The 19,379-nt window shown below is 63.8% G+C and carries 17 protein-coding genes; 12 read left to right on the forward strand and 5 right to left on the reverse strand.

The features are described from left to right. The first annotated feature begins 8 nt into the window (after nt 1-8). The 9 genes from ACUJB0_RS01890 (at nt 9) to ACUJB0_RS01930 (ending at nt 9,123) form a co-directional block, all read left to right on the forward strand. Entirely contained in the window at nt 9-536 is a 528-nt protein-coding gene (locus tag ACUJB0_RS01890) for a DUF2867 domain-containing protein (RefSeq protein WP_444843726.1), read from the forward strand. A gap of 13 nt (nt 537-549) precedes the next feature. After that, on the forward strand, nt 550-690 hold the full coding sequence (locus ACUJB0_RS01895) for a DUF2867 domain-containing protein (RefSeq protein WP_444843727.1): 141 nt from the start codon (nt 550-552) through the stop codon (nt 688-690). A 308-nt stretch (nt 691-998) separates the two neighbouring features. Beyond that, a complete protein-coding gene (locus ACUJB0_RS01900) occupies nt 999-2,576 on the forward strand; it encodes a ferritin-like domain-containing protein (RefSeq protein WP_444843728.1) in 1,578 nt (525 codons plus the stop codon). A gap of 9 nt (nt 2,577-2,585) precedes the next feature. Further along, the gene (locus ACUJB0_RS01905; protein WP_444843729.1) at nt 2,586-4,001 is read left to right on the forward strand and encodes a hypothetical protein; all 1,416 of its coding nucleotides are present in this window, start codon (nt 2,586-2,588) and stop codon (nt 3,999-4,001) included. Beyond that, nucleotides 4,001-4,822: an adaptor complexes medium subunit family protein gene (locus tag ACUJB0_RS01910; protein WP_444843730.1), complete on the forward strand. Its 822-nt coding sequence runs from the start codon at nt 4,001-4,003 to the stop codon at nt 4,820-4,822. Before ACUJB0_RS01905 ends, ACUJB0_RS01910 begins: the two co-directional genes overlap by 1 nt. Further along, nucleotides 4,812-6,221, forward strand: coding sequence for a radical SAM protein (locus tag ACUJB0_RS01915; protein WP_444843731.1), 1,410 nt, complete (start codon nt 4,812-4,814; stop codon nt 6,219-6,221). The genes ACUJB0_RS01910 and ACUJB0_RS01915 overlap by 11 nt, the downstream gene beginning before the upstream one ends. A gap of 5 nt (nt 6,222-6,226) precedes the next feature. Next, entirely contained in the window at nt 6,227-7,705 is a 1,479-nt protein-coding gene (gene qhpG / locus ACUJB0_RS01920; RefSeq protein ID WP_444843732.1) for a flavin-dependent monooxygenase QhpG, read from the forward strand. Between the two features lie 97 nt (nt 7,706-7,802). Continuing rightward, entirely contained in the window at nt 7,803-8,552 is a 750-nt protein-coding gene (locus ACUJB0_RS01925) for a hypothetical protein (protein ID WP_444843733.1), read from the forward strand. Further along, the gene (locus ACUJB0_RS01930; RefSeq protein ID WP_444843734.1) at nt 8,545-9,123 is read left to right on the forward strand and encodes a DUF4123 domain-containing protein; all 579 of its coding nucleotides are present in this window, start codon (nt 8,545-8,547) and stop codon (nt 9,121-9,123) included. Before ACUJB0_RS01925 ends, ACUJB0_RS01930 begins: the two co-directional genes overlap by 8 nt. Here the strand turns inward: ACUJB0_RS01930 and ACUJB0_RS01935 are convergent. Genes ACUJB0_RS01935 through ACUJB0_RS01945 form a run of 3 tightly spaced genes read right to left on the reverse strand, consistent with a single transcriptional unit; the run spans nt 9,104 to nt 13,402 of the window. After that, nucleotides 9,104-10,513, reverse strand: a complete 1,410-nt coding sequence (locus ACUJB0_RS01935; RefSeq protein WP_444843735.1) for a serine hydrolase domain-containing protein — start codon at nt 10,511-10,513, stop codon at nt 9,104-9,106. The two genes, ACUJB0_RS01930 and ACUJB0_RS01935, sit on opposite strands and share 20 nt — an antisense overlap. Nucleotides 10,514-10,524: 11 nt before the next feature. After that, entirely contained in the window at nt 10,525-11,178 is a 654-nt protein-coding gene (locus tag ACUJB0_RS01940) for a dihydrofolate reductase family protein (RefSeq protein WP_444843736.1), read from the reverse strand. A 22-nt stretch (nt 11,179-11,200) separates the two neighbouring features. Continuing rightward, nucleotides 11,201-13,402, reverse strand: coding sequence for an OsmC domain/YcaO domain-containing protein (locus ACUJB0_RS01945; protein ID WP_444843737.1), 2,202 nt, complete (start codon nt 13,400-13,402; stop codon nt 11,201-11,203). 259 nt (nt 13,403-13,661) lie between these two features. Here ACUJB0_RS01945 and ACUJB0_RS01950 point away from each other — a divergent pair, with 259 nt between their 5' ends. After that, nucleotides 13,662-14,582: a hypothetical protein gene (locus ACUJB0_RS01950; RefSeq protein ID WP_444843738.1), complete on the forward strand. Its 921-nt coding sequence runs from the start codon at nt 13,662-13,664 to the stop codon at nt 14,580-14,582. Between the two features lie 32 nt (nt 14,583-14,614). After that, a complete protein-coding gene (locus ACUJB0_RS01955; protein ID WP_444843739.1) occupies nt 14,615-15,106 on the forward strand; it encodes a hypothetical protein in 492 nt (163 codons plus the stop codon). 56 nt (nt 15,107-15,162) lie between these two features. On the opposite strand, the gene ACUJB0_RS01960 is transcribed toward ACUJB0_RS01955, so the two are convergent. Both ACUJB0_RS01960 and ACUJB0_RS01965 read right to left on the reverse strand, forming a co-directional pair. Continuing rightward, complete coding sequence (locus ACUJB0_RS01960; protein ID WP_117010680.1) at nt 15,163-15,576, reverse strand: SRPBCC family protein; 414 nt, start codon at nt 15,574-15,576, stop codon at nt 15,163-15,165. Next, complete coding sequence (locus ACUJB0_RS01965; RefSeq protein ID WP_161090643.1) at nt 15,576-15,899, reverse strand: ArsR/SmtB family transcription factor; 324 nt, start codon at nt 15,897-15,899, stop codon at nt 15,576-15,578. The genes ACUJB0_RS01960 and ACUJB0_RS01965 overlap by 1 nt, the downstream gene beginning before the upstream one ends. 275 nt (nt 15,900-16,174) lie before the next feature. On the opposite strand from ACUJB0_RS01965, the gene ACUJB0_RS01970 reads away from it, so the two are divergent. Continuing rightward, nucleotides 16,175-19,375 carry a di-heme oxidoredictase family protein gene (locus ACUJB0_RS01970; RefSeq protein ID WP_444843740.1) on the forward strand — a complete coding sequence of 1,067 codons (3,201 nt, stop codon included), beginning with the start codon at nt 16,175-16,177 and terminating at the stop codon, nt 19,373-19,375. The last annotated feature ends 4 nt before the right edge of the window (nt 19,376-19,379 follow it).

Here is a 19,379-nt window from a genome sequence, read left to right on the forward strand (position 1 = left end):
CTGCTATCATGGCGACCATGCCGACAGTCGCCGAACGCTTTCTGTATATGTTCCAGAACGAGGCGGCCTATTCCGAAAGCATACGCCCGTATGCAGCCCCCTATCGCGATAGCTTTGAAAGCCTGATTGCTGATCTGATTCGGCAGGGCCAAGCGGACGGCGAAATAGTCACCGACACCTGCGCTGAACAGATGGCGGAGTACGTGGTCTTTTTGGAATATGTGAGCGGCGCCGCAGGAGCCAGCATCGAAAGCGCCATCATCCCCGAGATTGCGCTGACGGTGGTTTTCGCCGGCCTCTGGCGAGCTGAGCGGGCACTGTTACATCACATAACGCCTGTGTCAATCCCTCAAGAGTCGCGAATAGCCAAGGTCTATTCCTCGATGAATCTCGCCGACGCGTACTCGATTGAGCTCCCGGTCGTAGCGTCAACAAACGCCGAGCAATTGGCGCGGTTCATGTTTGCCCACCAGCCAGCCTGGATCAACGGCTTGTTGGCCGTGGCTCTTCGCCAACAGGTAAAGGGCGCATCATAAAGGGCGCATCACCATGTCGACAGTCGTCCATTGCCACAACAGAATCGGTCGGTTCTATATTCTCCTCATCGCGCCGTTTCACCGCTTGGTGGTTCAGGCCAACCTCTGTCGTGCCGCGCAAGCCGGTTGGCCCTTGGCGTCGCCGAGCGTATGACCGGCGCGCCCCTTGACGTTTCTCCGCTGTCGAAAAACTCGATACCTACGCCAGAACGCCCATTCCAGCGGCGCATGATGCAAGCGTTCCGGTGGTATTTCCGCAACCGTGGCGATATTTAATAGTTGAAGATTTTATAAGTCGTTGCGATACTCGCACCACTGTTGGCCCGCCTTGGCGGCGCAAGCATGTCACCTCTCCAAGAATTGTCATTTGACGCCGTCGCCTCGAGCCGAAGCGCGCTTCGCTTGTCCCGACGCCTATTGCAACGCATCCCTCCGGGATGTTCGACATGAGAAGGACAAGAAATGCGAGCTGCACAGATCCGCCGCCACCTCGGCGCCCCCTCCGCCCTGCTGCCGCGCACCGGCACCGAACAAGGCCTGCCATCGACCACGCCGCAGCTGTTGCGCGGCACGGTCGCGCCGGCGACCGCCGCCAAGGCCGCCAAGACGCCGGCACTGAACCTGGAATTTTCGCCGCGCGACTACATCACCTACCTGCTGTCGATCGACGCCGAGATCGAACACTGCTTGATGGTGCAATACCTGTACGCCGCCTACTCGCTGGGCGGGCCACAAGTGCCCGAGGCGTACCGCGACAGCGTGCGCACCTGGCAGGAGGTCATACTGGGCATCGCCAAGGAGGAGATGGGCCACCTGATCTCGGTGCAGAATTCGCTGCGCCTGATAGGCTCTCCGTTGCACATGGAACGCGAGGATGAGCCCTGGGATTCCCCGTTCTACCCGTTCCCGTTCTCGCTCGAACCGCTGACGCTCGATTCGCTGGCCAAGTACGTGTACGCCGAATCGCCGGTTGGCTGGGAAGGCGGCGCGCTGGGCGACGAAATCCGTCTGCGCGTGCACGCCCAGACCGACAATCCGCACCAGGTGGCGGCGCTGTTCGAAACCCTGATTCCGCTGGTGGCCCATCCCGACTACCTGCCCGACGCCGCCTTCGACGCGTCGACCCTGCCGGCCCAGGCCGACTTCGCCGAGTGGGGCCGCGGCTATCAGGGCGGCCATCGCGGACGGCCCAGCGGCCAGCCGACGCAGACGCCGGACGTGCTGGTGGTGCCGCAGACCTGCCGCGACGACATGGTCGCCGCGCTGCACGCGATCGCCCAGCAGGGCGAGGCCACCAGCGGCACCACCGCCTCGCACTTCGTGCGCTTCCTGCGCATCTATGTCGAGATGCGCGAGCTGATCGAGCACACACCGCTCGCGCCCGAACACTGGAGCGCGGCCCGCCCGGCGGATTTCGCCGCGCCGCAATGGCAGGCGCTGCAACCCGAGAGCAAGGCCGGCCTGCTCACCAGCCGCGCCACGTGGGCACCGGCGCGCAAGGTGGCGATCAACCCCTACGTCTCGCTCGATCCCGACGACGAGGGCAGCGACGAGAGCGCCACCGCCACCCGCATCAGCCATCCCGAATCGGCGCTGTGGGCCACGCTGCACAACATCCGCTACCGCATGCTGCTGACCTACCTGATCCACAGCTTCACGCTGTACGGCGGCTTGAACGCGGCCGGTGCGATCACGCCGCGCGGCGCCATCGTCAACGCCACCTTCGGCGAGATGTACAACCTGCGCGCCATCTCCGAGATCCTGATGCAGTCGCCCGTCTCGGCCGACGACCCGGACGCCGGCTACGCCGGGCCGCCGTTCCAGATGCCCTACACGCTCAACAGCCCGTTCGGCGAGGCCAACAAGTGGCGCGGCCACCTCGACCTGCTGACCGCCTCGGCCAGCGTGGTCGAGGCGCTGCAGCTGCTCACGCCCGACTCCCGCCACGCCTACCTGGCGTCGCTGCGCGAGGCCGACCGCAATATGCGCGAGCTGATCCTGCGCATCCTGTCGGGCAGCATCGACACCGCCTTGCTCTAGGAGACCATCATGCCGATACTGGAACTGAGAATCCTGCCACCGCTGGCCGTGGCCCGCCTGGGCGCCGCCGCCGAGCCGCTCGAAGCCTTCGACCTGGAGACCGATCCGGACAGCCCGATGAACTACCGCCGCATCGTGCCGCGCGAGAGTTTCGAGGTCGATCCGCAGAGCGGCCGCATCGTGCGCGCCTACGTGCCCGAGAATATCCGCTTCAAGGACGCCGACAAGCTGGTGCGCCCGGTGGCGCCCTTCCTCGAGGTGTACGCCCGCACCAGCGACGAACCCGAGCAGCTGCAGCCGCTGACCGTCGCCCTGCTGGCCGAGCACGGCCTGGCGCTGGACAAGCTGCACTGGGACGTCGAGCTGGGCAACATCAAGATCTACCGCCGCACCAACAACCCCAACGATAAGATCCACGCCAACCTGTTCGACCTGAAGGACCATGCCCGCCACGCGCTGGAGGGCTGGTGCGAGAACTTCAAGCTGGGCAAGAAGCTACCGCTCGGCCACGTGCAGTTCATCGCGCCGACCGACGACTTCCCGGAAATCAGGCTGCGCTACACGCCGGCCGCGGGCAAGGTCTACGGCAGCCGCTTGCATCGCCTGGAGCCGCAGGCCGACGGCGTGCCGCTGCTGGTGAAAGACCCGATCATCGACAACGAGGACCTGGTGCTGTACGACGCGGTGCGCGGCGACTGGCTTAACTACACTGAAAGCACCGGTCCGACGCTGACCAACCCGGCCGGCATCTACGCCGGCTACGCCAATGCCCAGGGCCAGCAGGTCAGCTGGGGTTACCTGGACGACGAATGCGACGGCCACGTGCGGGTGGTGCTGAAGCTGGCCGACGGCAGCACCTTGACGGCCCAGGCCACCATCGGCGCCGGCCCGCCGGCCTACGCGCCGGACACGCTGCCGATCCGCGTGGTCTCCGACGAGATGGAGCAGCTGCTGCACGGCCCCACCGTGAAGGAGGAAGAGGTGTCGCTGGAGCAGGCCACCGAACTGGTGCTGCGCGCGCTGGAGACGGTGCGGTTGATGAACACGGCCATCATGAACGGCAACCCGGTGAACGGCCGCCTCAACGTGGCCAGCACCATGGTGCGCCAGAACAGCAGCGACTTCGAGCGCTACTACGAGCCGATCGCCGCCGCCGCGCTGGTCGACAACCTGGCGCTGCGCGCCCTGCACGAGCGGGTGTTCAGCGCCCTGTCGGCCGGCGGCGCGCCGTGGTTCGCGCAGACGCTGCGCCTGCCCGAGGAGATCGGCGACCTGTCGGCGACCGCGCTGCGCAAGATGCCGGCGCTGATGCGCGGCGCCGACGGCCGCAGCCTGACGCTGACGCGGCGCCACATCGACATGGTGGTCAAGGCCGCCCGCAACGCCATGTTCCGTCAACCCAACAACACTGCAGGAGAACTGTGATGGCCGCCAAACAGCCCAGCCTGAGCGCCAACAACCTGACCGCGCAGATCCACCATCGCGGCGCCGGCAACCCGGCCTCGATCCTGCCGCGCAGCGCGATTTCCAATTGCTTCCCCGGCCTGGAATTTGACTTCCGCAACCTGTGGCGGCGCGCCTTCGAAGGCATTGTGCTGGTCGAGAACAACAACTACGTGATCGACGCCGAGCCCGAGTTCCAGCATCTGGTCACGCGCCGCCTGCTGCGCTTTGACGGCCTGGAGGTCGGCACCATGGTCAACACCACCGGGCCGGTCTTCCCCGACGGCAGCTCGGGCACGCTGGCCTCGGTGGCCAATCCGAACGCGGTGTCCTTCATGGAATGGTCGAACTCGATCGCCCGCATCCTGCACCTGCAAGGCCAGATGGTCACCTGTGAGTTCACCGCCCAGACCGACGCCAGCACCGAGGTACTGGCCAAGGACACGCCCGCCATCACCGTCGAGCTGCGCCTGCGCACCTTCTTCGAACCCGACACGGCGGCGTTCAACCCGGCGCTGCTGCGGCCGGGGGAGCTGACCCAGGGCCTGTGCGCGCCGTGGCAGAACGACTACCGCGAGTGCGCCTGTTACTACTGGGCAGCCTCGCGCCCCGACTATGTCAACGTCGAGCCGGGCGTGGACGGCTTGTCGCACGGCGACATGTGGTTCGCCAAGAAGCGCACCGGCACCTACATCCCGGATAACCGCACCGACACCCGGCTGTACTCCTACGACGACCTGTTCAAGTCCTGGCAGGAGGACCTGCGCTTCATCATCCGCGGCAAGGACGCCGATGAATCCTGACACCATCGCCGCCAAGGCCACGGCGGCCGACGGCGCGGCCCTGGCGCGGGCGCTGAGCAGCCGCATCGCGGCGGCGTCCCGGCCACGCCAGCGCCACGCCCACCTGGTCGACGACGCACGGGGCGCGCAGCTGTTGATGGTCAACGGCACGCGCCTGTACCACCTGCCGCCCGAGCTGACCGAGCAGTTCCGCACGGCGCTGGGCAGCGACGATCCGGCCCTGCTGGAGGGCCTGGTCGACAGCTGCGGCCTGCGCGCCGAGGCGCTGATCGACGACACCCCGCTGGCCGCGCCGCCGCTGCACGCGCTGTCGCTGGCGATCGCGCAGAAGTGCAACCTCGGCTGCACCTATTGCTACGCGCAGCAGGGCGAGTTCGGCGACAAGGCCAAGAGCATGGAGGAGCAGCAGGCGATCAAGGCGGTCGACCTGCTGCTGTCGCAGGCCGCGCCCGGCGCCAAGGTCAACCTGGCCTTCATGGGCGGCGAGCCGCTGTCGAACCGCGCGGTGCTGCGCAGCGTGACCGAATACGCCAGCCGGCAGGCTGCGCTGCGCCAGGTCGACTGCCGCTTCTCGATCACCACCAACGGCACCCTGCTGCGCCCGGACGACGCCGACTTCTTCGAGCAGCACGGCTTCGCCGTCACGGTCAGCCTGGACGGCGCGGCCGAACAACACAACCAGCTGCGGCCATTCAAGGGCGGCAAGGGTTCCTTCGATCGCATCCTCGAACGCATCGCGCCGCTGCTGGCGATACAGCGCCGCATGCAGGTGTCGGCACGCGTCACCGTCACGCCGTTCAACATGAACCTGCCGGCCACGCTCGACCTGTTTATCGGCATGGGCTTCCACAGCGTCGGCTTCTCGCCGCTGCTGCGCGCCGCCAACGGCCGCGCCGAAATGGGCGAGGCCGAGCTGGCCGAGATGCTGGAGGCGATGATCGCCTGCGGACTGGCCTTCGAACAGAACGTGCTGCAGGGCCGCCGCTATCCGTTCATGAATATGCAGAACGCGCTGCGCGAACTGCAGCGCGGCACGCACCGGCCCTACCCCTGCGGTGCCGGCGCCGGCTACTTCGGCGTGTCGGCGGACGGCGAACTGTCGGCCTGCCATCGCTTCGTCGGCGACGCGCAGGGCGCGATGGGATCGCTGAACGGCGGGGTCGACCGTGCGCGCCAGGCGATCTGGCTGAGCGAACGCCATGTGCACAAGCAGGAGCCGTGCTCGAACTGCTGGGCACGCTACCTGTGCGGCGGCGGCTGCCACCACGAGGTGTTGGCGCGCGGGCGCAGCGCCTGCGACTACATCCGTGGCTGGCTGCACTACACGATAGGCGCGCACCAACGCCTCAGCCAGCTGGCGCCCGACTGGTACGCCGCGCCGGCCGGCAAACCGGGCTGAGACCGATGCGCGACGGCGACAGTCCGTTCGACGCGCTGGTGCTTGGCGCCGGCCCGGCCGGCGTCAGCGCCGCGCTGCGCCTGCAACAGCTGGGCCACCGCGTCCTGCTGGTCGAGCGCAGCGCCGTCTGGCCGCGTCCGCAAGTGGGCGAGGCGCTCACGCCTGGCGTGCGCAACATCATCGACCTGCTCGACGCCAACGACGCGCTGGCGGCGGTGCCCCACGTGGCCCGCGCTGGCAGCCGGGTGCTGTGGCGCGGCCGCACGCCCGACGTGCTGCAGCAGGCCGGTTCGGCCATCGTCGACCGCGGACGCTTCGACGCCGCCCTGCTGGCGTTGGCGCAGCGCCGTGGCGTCGAGCTCGAACAGCCGGCACGGCTGCTGCACGTGGCCGGCGCGGCGGGCGACTGGCGCGCCAGCCTGCTGTGCGGCGAAGCCCGGCCCCGTCAGGTGCGCGCCCGCTTCATCCTCGACGCCAGCGGACGCAACGCGGCGCCCGGCATTCATTGCGCGCCCCGGCTGGCGGCCTTGTGGGGCGAGGTCGACCAGTCGGCCCTGCCGGAACTGGACGGCACCACCCAGGTGGAAGCGCTGGAGCACGGCTGGCTGTGGGCCGGCTGCCTGCCCGGCCGGCGCTACCGGCTGATGCTGGTTTGCGATCCGCATGCGGCCCGCCGCGCCCAGCCGGCCGGGCCGGAGGCGCGTCTGCGGGCCGCCTGCGCGGCCAGCCAACTGCTGCGCGCGGCGGCCGGGCTTCCCTTGCTGGGCGCGGTGCAAATGTGTGCGGCCACGCCCTACCTGGCGCCCGACTGTTGGCAGGACGGCCGACTGAAGCTGGGCGACGCGGCCTTCGCGCTCGATCCGGTCTCCTCGTCCGGCGTGGAAAAAGCCATGCGCTTCTCGCTGCAGGCGGCGGTGGCGCTGCATACCGTGCTGGCCGATGATCGCCACGACCGCCAGGCGCTGGCCCGCCGCTTCTTCGAGGGCCGGCTGGTGGAGGCCTGCGCGCGCCACGCGCACTGGACCGAAGCGTATTACGGCCAGGCCTGGTGTGCCGACCAGCCGTTCTGGCAAGCCCGCGCACGCTGCGAGCCCGGCGGCGGCGACGCGCAGCGCCCGGATCTGCTGGCCGCGCTGTCCGCGGAGCGCGCCCGGCTGGCGGGCTACCAGCCGCCGGAGCTCAAGCCGCTGGCCGCGCTCAACCCTGCCCTGCCGCTGCGCCTGCATGGCGGCGCGGCCATCGTCGAGCTGCCATGCGTGATAGACGACCAGGTGTGCCTGCACACGGCGCTCGACCATCCCCATCTGGAGCGGCCGCTGGCCTTCCTCGAAAACGAGGCCTTGTTCCCGCACCTGGCCAGGCTGGCGCAACCGCTGCCGCTGAACCAGTTATTGAACCAGCTTGCCGCCAGCATGCCCGGCCACAAGGCCCAGCGCATCACCGCCTGGTTGTGGCAGCACGGCCTGCTGGAAAGCGTCGGCTGAGTCGACAAATCATCCCTGGCCCACGACGACGGCTTTAGGATATGATCAACAAGAAAGAAGGTGTATCGAAGCCATTTCAACGTCGGGATTTCATCTAATGCAGCATCCGCTTGCCAGCCTCTGGCGCCATCCGACGCGCGTGCTGTTCTACCAGTCCGCTGGCTTGGTCGAACACGCTTCCCTCAGCCTGGACGGGTTGGATCGGCCATCAGCCTTGGCCACCCGGCGCCGCTTCGCTTCGGCGGGCGACGCTTTCGACTACCTGCGCTATTGGCTGGGCGAACCGGGCGCCCGCTCCGAACTCAAGTCGATTCTGCAACGCTCGGGCACATCCTTGGCCGGCGCACATTCGGGCATGGACGGATGGCAGCACGCACTTGCGCGGCGGCTGGCGACGGGCGCTGTGGTGGTGGTGGAAGAATGCAGCCAGCTACGCGCTCCCGGACGGTTGATCGGTCCATCGCCGGCAAGCGCGGCCGACAATGCGGTAACCGACCTGCCGCTGCTGAGCGACATCTCACCAGCAACACCGCCACCGGTGCAGAAAACCGAGGTGAGCGCGGTAGTAACCGAGGAAAGCCCACCGTCTTCCATCACGGAGGCCGAATTGCCGGAATCCGCGGCAGTCCAGATTGCACAGGCTGAAGTGCTCGAGGAAGCCGCCAAGAATGGCACGCCGTTCTGCGAGATCTGCGAGGCGGCGCGCCAGGCGGCCGAACCGGCGACGGAAGCCGCCGACAGTCAGGTCGCGCAGGCTGAAACGCTCGAACAGGCCGCACGCGATGGCACGCCGTTCTGCGAAATATGCGAGAAAATGCGAACACTTCGGGAGTCGTCAGATGAATGAGGCCACATTGCAGCCCCTGATCAACGAGCTTTGGGCGGACCATGCCGATATGGAGGGCTGGCACGTCCATTGGCTGCTCGACGGCGCGCGTGATCCCAACATCGAAAATCTTGTCCGCTCCAGCGGCCTGGAACACGCCTGCCTGTTTTCAGGGCAGATGCATCCACGGCTACAGGCTGCAGCCCCCTATCTCATACATTTACCGTTTGGATCAGCCGCGGCAAGCAGGCTACTGAAACGTGGTTGGGGAAACGCATGGGGAATTTTCACCATCGCCAAGGCTGATGTCACGCTGGCCCAGCAGCGTCTTCATCTGAAAAAATTCCTGCGCGTCCAGACCGAGGACGGAAAACTGCTGGCTTTCCGCTATTACGACCCGCGTGTACTCAACACCTATCTCCCGACATGCACAAGCGAAGAGTTCCGCACTTTTCTCGGACCGCTGTCCCGGATCGTCGCGGAGAGCGACGGCGGCAAGAAGGCGATTGAATTCACCCTGCATGACGACGCAATGCGCTGCAGAACGCTGGAGCAGCGGCCGGACGATGCGATTAGCGCGGATAAACGATGAACTGATCAAGCTTGCCGTCTGGCGTGAAATAAGTCGGCACTCGCACGGTCCCACCCGCGGTCTTAATTCGGAAGAAGCGGTAGGTAAGCCCGCCTCGACGGTCGGAACGTGATTCAACAACGCTCTCCACTTTTCCCAGCGGTTTGAGCGAAGTGGCGAAATCGGCGACGACTTGATCGCTGAAGTAGCTGTTCAAACCATCGCTCATCATGCTTCTGTCGGGATGTCCGGTTTGTAACTGCGCGAACAGGGCACGGACGGCGTTTAAAGCAGAAGAAGCAGCCGAGTCGGTGGCAGGTGCAAACAAAAGCGCTTCGATCTCACTCGTAACTTTGTCACTGGTGGCGCCACCTCCATTGGTGAGCACGACGATGGCTGTATCGTCGTTCGGAAAGATGGTGTTTTGTGAGCGAAAGCCAGCTGTCTCACCACCGTGGTCCCAACGCAGACGTCCTTCCGGCGTCATGCGTACGAACAGGCCGAGACCGTAGTTAGTGCCTGTCCCACCAGTCAGTAAATTTTCTGTGGTCATCACTTTACGAGAAGTCTTGCTAAGGATCGCATCGTGCATCAATGCGATATCCCATCGCGCCAGATCGCTTGCAGTCATCGCCAAGTTGCCGGCTGCCCATATCCAATATTTGCCCTCCGGCCGCGCCGGGCGCGGCGGGCCGAACGCCGCTACTTCATAACCTTGAGGCTCGCTATCATCCCAAGCTACCGCGCTCGTGTCGACCATGGACCGCATGCCTGATTTTTCCGCGATGCGGCTGCTTATAAAAGTATCGAGTGACATGCCGCTCGCTATTTCTATAATGCGGCCTGCAATCGCATAGCCGGTATTGCTGTATTCCCATCTGGAACCAGGCTCGAAGCTGAGCGGCCGTTTCGCCCAGTTGGCAAGGATCGCATCGACTGTTGTCGACTTTTCCATGAATGGCGCCACATAATCGAGTGGGTAATAGTCAGGGTATCCGGCGGTGTGTGCAAGCACCTGCCGCACCGTGATTTCGTTTGCCCTTGTCAGGTCGGGTAGAAAGCGAGAAATTTTGTCATCGAGCGATACCTTGCCGTCTTCCACCAGCAGCAGCATCGCCGCCGCAACGAACTGTTTGGTATTCGATCCGATTTTGTAGCGCATTTGCGGCGTTGCCTTGAGCGCTCGATCAATGCGTGCAATGCCGTACGCCTGCGAATAGGCCAGCTTTCCGTCTTTGACGATGGCTATGGATACGCTCGGGACCGACTTATCTTCCATCGCCTTCACGACAATGTCATCGATAGCGCGCGTAGTCTCGGGTCCAAGCTGGGCGAAAGCACTCGCAGGCAGCACGAGGGCAAGTGCACAAATGCGACCTATCCCGATCGCCTTTCGCGTGATCTCATTCATTGCTGCCGCGATCAAGACGCGTCCTTCCGCAGCACGACATGCGTTGCCGCTGAAGTGGGAACGTGCTCGACGCACTGGAATCCCAGCTTGGCCAGGTCCACTCCCGCGAACAAGGACTCTCCCGAACCCAGCACCACCGGGGAAATTGCCAGGTGCATCTCGTCGACCAGGCCGGCCTTCAGATATTCATGGATGGTGGCGACACCGCCACCCAGGCGCACATCCTTGCCATTTGCGGCCTTCTTTGCCTGGGCCAGCGCGGATTCGATACCGTCGGTGACGAAATAGAAGGTCGTGCCGCCTTTCATCTCCAGCGGCGCGCGGGGATGATGGGTCAGCACGAACACCGGGACGTGATACGGCGGCTCTTCGCCCCACCAGCCCTTCCAGCTCTCATCCGGCCACGGCCCGCGGACCGGGCCGAACATATTCCTGCCAAGGATCCAGGCGCCGATGTTGGCGAAACCGCGCGCCGCGAAGTCTTCGTCCGGTCCATCCGTTCCCTTGGTTTCGTCGCCCAGCATGCGCTGGAAAGTCCGGGTACCGAAGAACCACTTGTGCAGGCCCTCGCCCCCCTCGCCCAGCGGACTCTGCAAGCTCTGGTTCGGACCGGCCCCGAAACCATCGAGCGATATGGAAAAACACTGTACTTTGAGTTCGGACATTCAACCTCCCTGGTCAGGAATCTTAATTGGACGCGCCAGCCTTGGCGCGCGCCACGTGAAGTTTCTTGTAGCTGTCGATCAGGCGCTGGTGTCGATCGAGGCCCTCCAGCTTCATGCTTGTCGGCGTCAAACCGAAGAAGCGCACGTTGCCTTCGACAGATCCTATCACCGCATCCATCCGGGCGTCGCCAAACATGCGGCGTAAATTGACAACGTAATCGTCCAGTTCCAGATCGTCGTCCAGCATCACTTCCAGCACCACGTTCAGGGCCTGATAGAACAAGCCGCGGTCGACCGTGTTGTCGTTGTACTGCAGGAAGGCTTCCACCAGTTCCTGCGCCTCTTCGAATTGCCGCAGCGCGAGCTGGATCAGCAGCTTCAACTCCAGGACCGTCAACTGGCCCCAGACCGTATTCTCATCGAATTCGACCCCGATCAGGGTGGCGATGTCCGAGTACTCATCCAGCTCGCTGTTTTCCAGACGCTCAAGCAACGCCTCCAGGCTGGAGTCGTCCAGCTTGTGCAGGTTGAGGATATCTGCACGGAACAACAGCGCCTTGTTGGTGTTATCCCAGATCAGGTCTTCCACCGGATAGACTTCCGAGTAGCCGGGCACGAGGATGCGGCACGCGGCGGCGCCCAACTGGTCGAAGACGGCCACGTACACCTCTTTGCCCATGGCTTCGAGAATGCCGAACAACGTCGCGGCTTCCTCGGCGTTGGAGTTTTCTCCCTGGCCGGAGAAATCCCACTCGACAAAGTCGTAATCGGACTTGGCGCTGAAGAAGCGCCACGACACGATGCCGCTGGAATCGATGAAGTGCTCGACAAAGTTGTTCGGCTCGGTCACGGCGTTGCTGACAAAGGTCGGGCGCGGCAAGTCGTTCAGGCCCTCGAAGCTGCGGCCCTGGAGCAGTTCGGTAAGGCTGCGTTCCAGGGCGACTTCCAGGCTCGGGTGGGAGCCAAACGATGCGAACACGCCGCCGGTGCGCGGATTCATCAAGGTCACGCACATCACTGGGTACTGCCCGCCCAACGAGGCATCCTTCACCAGCACCGGGAAGCCCTGCTCTTCCAGGCCCTTGATGCCGGCCACGATGCCAGGGTATTTGGCCAGCACTTCCTGCGGCACGTCGGGCAATGCGAGCTCGCCTTCGAGAATCTCGCGCTTGACCGCCCGTTCGAAAATCTCCGACAGGCATTGCACCTGCGCTTCAACCAACGTGTTCCCGGCGCTCATGCCGTTGCTGACGAACAGGTTCTCGACCAGGTTGGACGGGAAATACACCACCTCGCCATCCGACTGCCGCACGAACGGCAGCGAGCAGATGCCGCGCTCCACGTTGCCGGAGTTGGTGTCGTACAGATGCGAGCCGCGCAGCTCGCCGTCCGGGTTGTAGATGTCCAGGCAGTACTCGTCCAGGATTTCAGCCGGCAGCGCATCCTTGCGGCCTGGCTTGAACCAGCGCTCATTCGGGTAATGGACAAACGCCGCGTTGCCGATCTCCTCGCCCCAATACGTTCCGGCGTAAAAATGGTTGTTGCTGAGCCGTTCAATATACTCGCCCAGCGCCGATGCCAGCGCGCTTTCCTTGGTCGCGCCCTTGCCGTTGGTGAAGCACATCGGCGAGTGCGCGTCGCGGATGTGCAGCGACCACACGTTGGGAACGATATTGCGCCAGGAAGCGATCTCGATCTTGATGCCCAGGCCCGCCAGCAGCCCCGACATATTGACGATGGTCTGCTCCAGCGGCAAGTCCTTGCCCAAGATGTAGGTGTTCGCACCAGGATCGGGATTGAGCGTCAGCAGGGACTGGGCGTCCGCATCGAGGTTCTCGACTTCCTCGATCACGAATTCCGGCCCTTCCTGGACCACTTTTTTCACGGTACAACGGTCGATGGAACGCAGGATGCCCTGGCGGTCCTTTTCGGATATATCCGCCGGCAGTTCGACCTGGATCTTGAAGATCTGCTGGTAGCGGTTCTCCGGGTCAACGATATTGTTCTGCGACAGGCGAATATTCTCGGTGGGGATATTGCGGGTGGTGCAGTACAGCTTCACGAAATACGCTGCGCACAAGGCCGACGATGCCAGGAAGTAGTCGAACGGGCCGGGGGCCGAGCCATCACCCTTGTAGCGGATCGGCTGGTCGGCGATCACCGTGAAGTCGTCGAACTTGGCTTCGAGACGTAGCTTGTCGAGAAAGTTGACCTTGATTTCCATAGCTGAATTCCATTTTTTGCTCAAAATAATCCACCATTATCCGCCCTTTTAGCCGAACAACAAAGGCTGGCAACCGGTCGCACTCCGATGGAAAGATTGCGCCGAATATAACGTTTACAAAAAGACATGTTGAGCATATACTTTTTTTGCGCCAATCTTCGCAAGCCCGAAGCCAGCGACTGACGCATTCAGGAAACGTAATGACCATGGCCGTATTTTTGGTGATCTTGCAAATCAACTCCACAAAATAGGAAAAATAATGGCATCAACACTTTCTCAAAGCATCAAACCGCTACATTTCGCGGCCGCCCTCCTCGCTTGCAGCGTTGCGCTGCAAGCCTCGGCGGCGCACAGCTATACGGACAAACTGGTCGCCGGGGAAACCCTGCAGGCCAATGAGTTCCTGAAGCCGCTCGATAACAACCTGGTCAACCTGATCATGCAAGGCGACGGCAACCTGGTGCTCTACCGCATGTCGGACAGTGCGCCGCTGTGGCATACCAACAGCTGGGGCCATCCCGGCGCGGTGACGGTGATGCAGGGTGACGGCAACCTGGTCGTCTACGGCGCGAACGGCACCGACGTTCTGTTCCACACCAACACTTGGAACAATCCCGGCTCGTACCTGCAACTGCTGTCGAGCGGCAACCTGGTGGTTAAATCAGCCAGCAACACCGTGCTGTGGGCAAGCAATACCTCGGTCCAGCCAGCGCCGATCTATTCGACGCCTTCGTATCAGCCAACGTTCTGGAACGACGGCGCCACCATCCAGCGCAATAACAACTGCTACAACTACGCCAACAACAAGCGCACCGACACCTTTGCCCAGCCTGGCCGCGCGCATGGCGTGACCGGCTACGCGATGACCGGGCCGGCAGTCTACAGCGCGGCTGTGGCGGACGGCCTGGTGCCGACCACCGCCACCGGCACCTCGCCCGAGGGCAAGACCAAAATCGCACTGGTGGTTGCCCCTGGCGTTGACTACCATTGGTACCGTCAGGACGCCGACGGCCGCTGGACCCACAAGCCCGGCCAAACGCGCGCAACCAACGTCGACAACAGCGGCGTGACGATCTCCAATCCGGAAACGGCCAATCGAGGCATGTACACTTTGTTCGTGGGCTATTTCTTCACGCCGTCGGACGCGGTCCAAGGCCAGGGCAAGGCAGACATCCGCTAATCCGATTACCCACTTAGAATAGGACATTCCAAATGAAGCAATCTTTTATCAAGCACGCGCTGTTGGTTGCCGGCTCATTTTGCGTTCTGGCCGGTGCGCAAGCGGGGGAAATCGTGAAGTCGCTGAAAGTCGAACTGCTGGTGTTCTCGGGCCGCCCCAACCCGACCTTCGTGGTCACCGATCCGGTCCAGATCAAGGAGATCCTGGCGCTGGCGAAGAACCTGCCGCAGAAGAAAGGCGCCAGCACCAGCGAGACCGTCCAGCCGGAGCCCAAGCTGGGCTACCAGGGCTTTATCGTGACGAACAATTCGGACATTTCGTCCGACATCAAATCGTTCGAGGTGCATGGCTCCGACGTTCACCTGGCCTTGGCCAGCGGCAGCAAGCAGGCCGGCAAATCGACCGTCGTGCATGCCGAAGGCATCGATTCCGACGCCAAGCTGGAAAACAAGCTGCTGTCGCATGTGAAGGACAACGGCCTGGTTGACGAGAAAGTGCTGGAGTTTATCGAGAACTCCAAGTAAGGCTTGACCGTGCCGATGGAGCGCATCACTGCGCCGCTCCATCGGCATTATTGTTTCTAGTTCGCTTCCTTCGCCACGACCTGCTCCAGCGTGTTGAAGAAATGCTGCCAGCCATGCTTGGCGCCCTGGTAGGCCTGCTCCTGGTCAGGCCGGAAACCGGTCTGCTCCATGCGCAGATGCGTTCCGCCGGCGGTCGGCTCCAGCGTCCAGGTGACGACGCTTTCCAGGCCCATGGCGTTCCAGGTGTAGGCAAGCGTGCGGATCGGTTCGACTTCCGTCACCTGGCAATCGACCGAGCCCCACTCGGCGCGGAAGTTAAAGTGATGGCCTGACACGGGCTGGAAATCGCTCTTCATCAGCCAGGCCTCGATCAGGTGCGGCTGGGTCAGCGCCCGCCACAGCTTTTCCTGCGGGTGTGGAAACTCCCGTTCGACTACGACGGTACGGATTTGTTCGGCGATAGCGTTCATTATTGGTCCATCCTTTTCAACAGGTCATCAAGATCGTCGAACCGGCTGTCCCAGAAGCGTGCCATCTGGTTGGTCCAGTCCAACAGCGGAGTCAGCGCCTTGGGTTGAGCGCTGTAGTGGGTCTGGCGTCCTTCATGCCTATCCAGCACGAGCCCGGCCTGCTTCAATACCGCGAGGTGCTTGGACACGGCCGGTTGCGATACCTGCGCCTGTGCCGTCAGCGCCCCGACGGATTGTTCGCCGCCAGTGCATAGCTTTTCGAAGATTGCCCGCCGGGTGGGATCGGCAAGCGCCCGAAACAGCTCGTCATGAGAATTTGTCATTTGAATCCATAGCCACAGAGTTATGGATTGAACTATAACCAGCCGGTTATCGATCGTCAAGAGAAAATTTTATGTGGACGTCAATCGTGCGCATCTTGACATGCCTAGCCGCCCCGGCTATCGTCGCAACTATTGCCCTATTGAAAGCTTTCAAGCCGGGCAAATGTCACCTCCTCACCCAGGCAATCCACACCTTATTTAAACGAGCACGCGCCTCAAACGGCCAGAGCTGGGGGTGGAAGCGTTCCCACATCAACAGGAATGAAGGATGCATCATGACTATACGTCGCAGAAACCTCCCGCCGCAGGCCCTGCCCCTGCTCTTGCCTTTGCTGCTGGCCGCTTGCGGCGGTGGCGGCGGTGCCGACCAGGCCACCGGGCAGCCCGCTGCGCGCATGCTGGGCGTAATGAAGGTGCAGTCCGGGATCTCGGTCTCGGCGGAAACCGCGCTGACGCCGGTCAGCACCACGGCCAGCTCGTCCGAGCGGGGCGACTTGTCCGCCGCCGCTGCCATCGACCACAACGATGCGACCCGCTGGGGCAGCGGCTTCAGCGACGACCAATACCTGACACTGGATTTCGGCACGTCGCAGTCCATCACCCGCGTCCACATCGAATGGGAAAATGCGCACGCCACCCAGTACCTGCTGCAAGTGTCCGACGATAACGCGACCTGGACCACGATCAAGGCGGTCGACAACAGCCAGGGCGGCAGCGAAGACTGGAGCGGCCTGTCGGGCCAGGGCCGTTACCTGCGCATGAAAGGCATCAAGCGCTCGACGCAATACGGCTATTCGATCTTCGAGATCCAGGCCTTCACCGGCACGCCGGTCACCACGCCGCCGGTGGACACGCCGCCAGCAGTGGTGGTCGATCCGACCAAGCCCGGCGTGATCGTCAAGCCGGTGGCGGCGACTTCGTCGGCGGTGGAAAACGGCGGCCTGTCGGCGGCCATGGCGATCGACGGCAAGACATCCACCCGCTGGGCCAGCACGGCCGAGGACGGCGCCTGGATACAGTTCGACTTCGGCGCCAAGACCCAGATCGGCTACATGAAGCTGCAATGGGAGAACGCCTACGGCAAGCAATATGCGCTGCGCGTTTCCGACGACGGCCAGACCTGGTCGCAGGTGCGCTACGTCAGTGCGGGCCAAGGTGGGACCGAAGAGTTCTACAACCTCGGCATCAATTCCCGCTACGTGCGCCTGCAGGGCGTGGCCCGCGCCACGCAGTACGGCTACTCGCTGTATGAGGTGGAGTTCAAGACGCCGGGCAGCGACAACACGCTGGCCACCACCAGCACCTCGGCCCTGAAATATCCGGCCAGCGGAGCAGGCTGGGCGCCCTTGCCCGCCGCCGCGCAGCCATTGGAGACGCTGCAATTCACGCTGGCCGACGGCACGCTGGTCACCCGCTTCGGCGCTCGCGGCCTGGCCCGCCACGGCCGCGAGCGCGGCGAGGAGTGGAACGAGATCGGCTACGGCCCGAACGACACCGTCGATCCGGTCACCGGCCTCCCGCAAGATAAAGGTCCCGGCAACTACCTGACCTTTGTGTCGAACTACTTCAAGAACCGCACCTGGGGCGTCGAAATCATCGACAACAGCCGCGTGCCCGGCGTGACCAAGCCCACGCTGGTCGTCAACCAGTACACGACCGTGGACTTCCTGCCTGGCGGCATAGCCTTCTTCCGAGGTTTCGACCGTCCGGGCGTGACCGGCTACGGCTGGATGGCGCCGGGCGAACTGGTGGACCGCAGCGTGACGCTGTGCAAACCGGTGGCCTTCCCCGCCGCCGGCAAGTTGTCCAGCGCCGACGGCATCAACGGCGCCTGCACGCTGCGCATCAAGGACTACCCTGGCCACGGCGGCCTCGATGCCAACGGCATGCCAAACGGTCAGGATGTGAAGTCGCGCGCGCTGGTCGCCGGTGACGTCATCGAAGTCTCGCCGTCGATGTTCTCCACCACAGCATCGATGACCGCCAACGGCGACACCGGCGGCATCCGCTACTACTCCTACGAATGGGTGTATGTTGTCGGTGCGGGACTCAAGCCGTGGTATGGCGTGCAGCCGCGCCTGAACTCCGTGCCGCTGCCGGAAGAGACGCTGTCCGGCGGCCAGGGCTCGGTGTCGTACAACTATTCGGACAATGGCCTGTTCATGTTCCAGCAGCCACACAACAACATCGGCATGCAGAATATGCAGCGCTTTGTCGAAGGCCGGCGCCTGGTGCACACCAACTTCACCACCGGCGACCACAATGAACCGGGCAACGACCGCTATCTGCCTGCGGTGGGCTTGCAGGGACAGCGCTACAACCAGTCGGCCTGCATCGGCTGCCACGTCAACAATGGCCGCAGTCCCGCGCCGATCGCCGTCAACCAGAAGCTGGACAACATGGCCATCCGCGTGGCGACGGCCGATGCGCAAGGCCAGCAGCTGCCGCATCCGCTGTACGGCACGGCGATCCAGATGAACGCCGTGTCGGCGAGCGGCACGCCGCAGAACTGGGGCAGCACCGTCAGCGTGGGCGGCTTCGAGTCGCGCACAGTGAAGCTGGCCGACGGCACGTCTGTGGAGCTGCGCAAGCCGACGCTGGCCTTCGAAGGCCCGGCGCCGGCGATCTACTCGCTGCGCGCAGCCCAGCCGATGATCGGCACCGGCCTGCTGGAAGCCATTCCGGAAGCGGACATCCTGGCCCGCGCCCGCACGACGCCCGATGCGGACGGCGTCGTCGGCGTGGCCAACTATGTCTACGAGCCGGAGACCGGCGCCGTGCGCCTGGGCCGATTCGGCTGGAAGGCCGGCAAGGCGACGCTGCGCCATCAAGCCAGCGAAGCGCTGCTGCTCGATATGTCGGTCACCTCGCCGGTCTATCCCAACCGCGCCTGCATCACCGGCCCGACCGGCTGCGCGGCGGGTGGAACGCAGAAAGGCATCTCGGAAGCCGACCTGCAATCAATCTCCCGCTACCTGTCGCTGGTGGCTGTGCCGGCGCAGCGCAGTATTCCGAGCGGCTTCCCGAAAGGCGTGGCGCCGCTGGATGAACATCGCGTCGATGCGCAGCAAGTCGCCGCTGGCTCGAAACTGTTCCAGGGCATGCGCTGCGTGGCCTGCCACACTGCGGAGATGAAGACCGGCTCCGGCCACCTGTTCGCGGAACTGCGCAACCAGACCATCCGCCCCTATTCCGACCTGCTGCTGCACGATATGGGCGCTGGCCTGGCCGACAAGTTCGTCGAAGGCCAGGCCAAGGGGGGCATGTGGCGCACCTCGCCGCTGTGGGGCATCGGCTACACGGACAAGGTGATGGGCAACGCCAGCAAGGTCGGCTACCTGCACGATGGCCGCGCGCGCAACCTGACCGAGGCGATCATGTGGCACGCGGGCGAGGCGGACAAGTCACGCCAGCGTTTCGAGACGCTTTCGAAGTCCGATCGTGACGCGTTGCTGGCGTTCCTGAAGTCCCTGTAGCATC

Source organism: Duganella caerulea (assembly GCF_040362985.1).
In the GTDB taxonomy this organism is placed as follows: Bacteria; Pseudomonadota; Gammaproteobacteria; order Burkholderiales; family Burkholderiaceae_D; genus Rugamonas; species Rugamonas vulcania.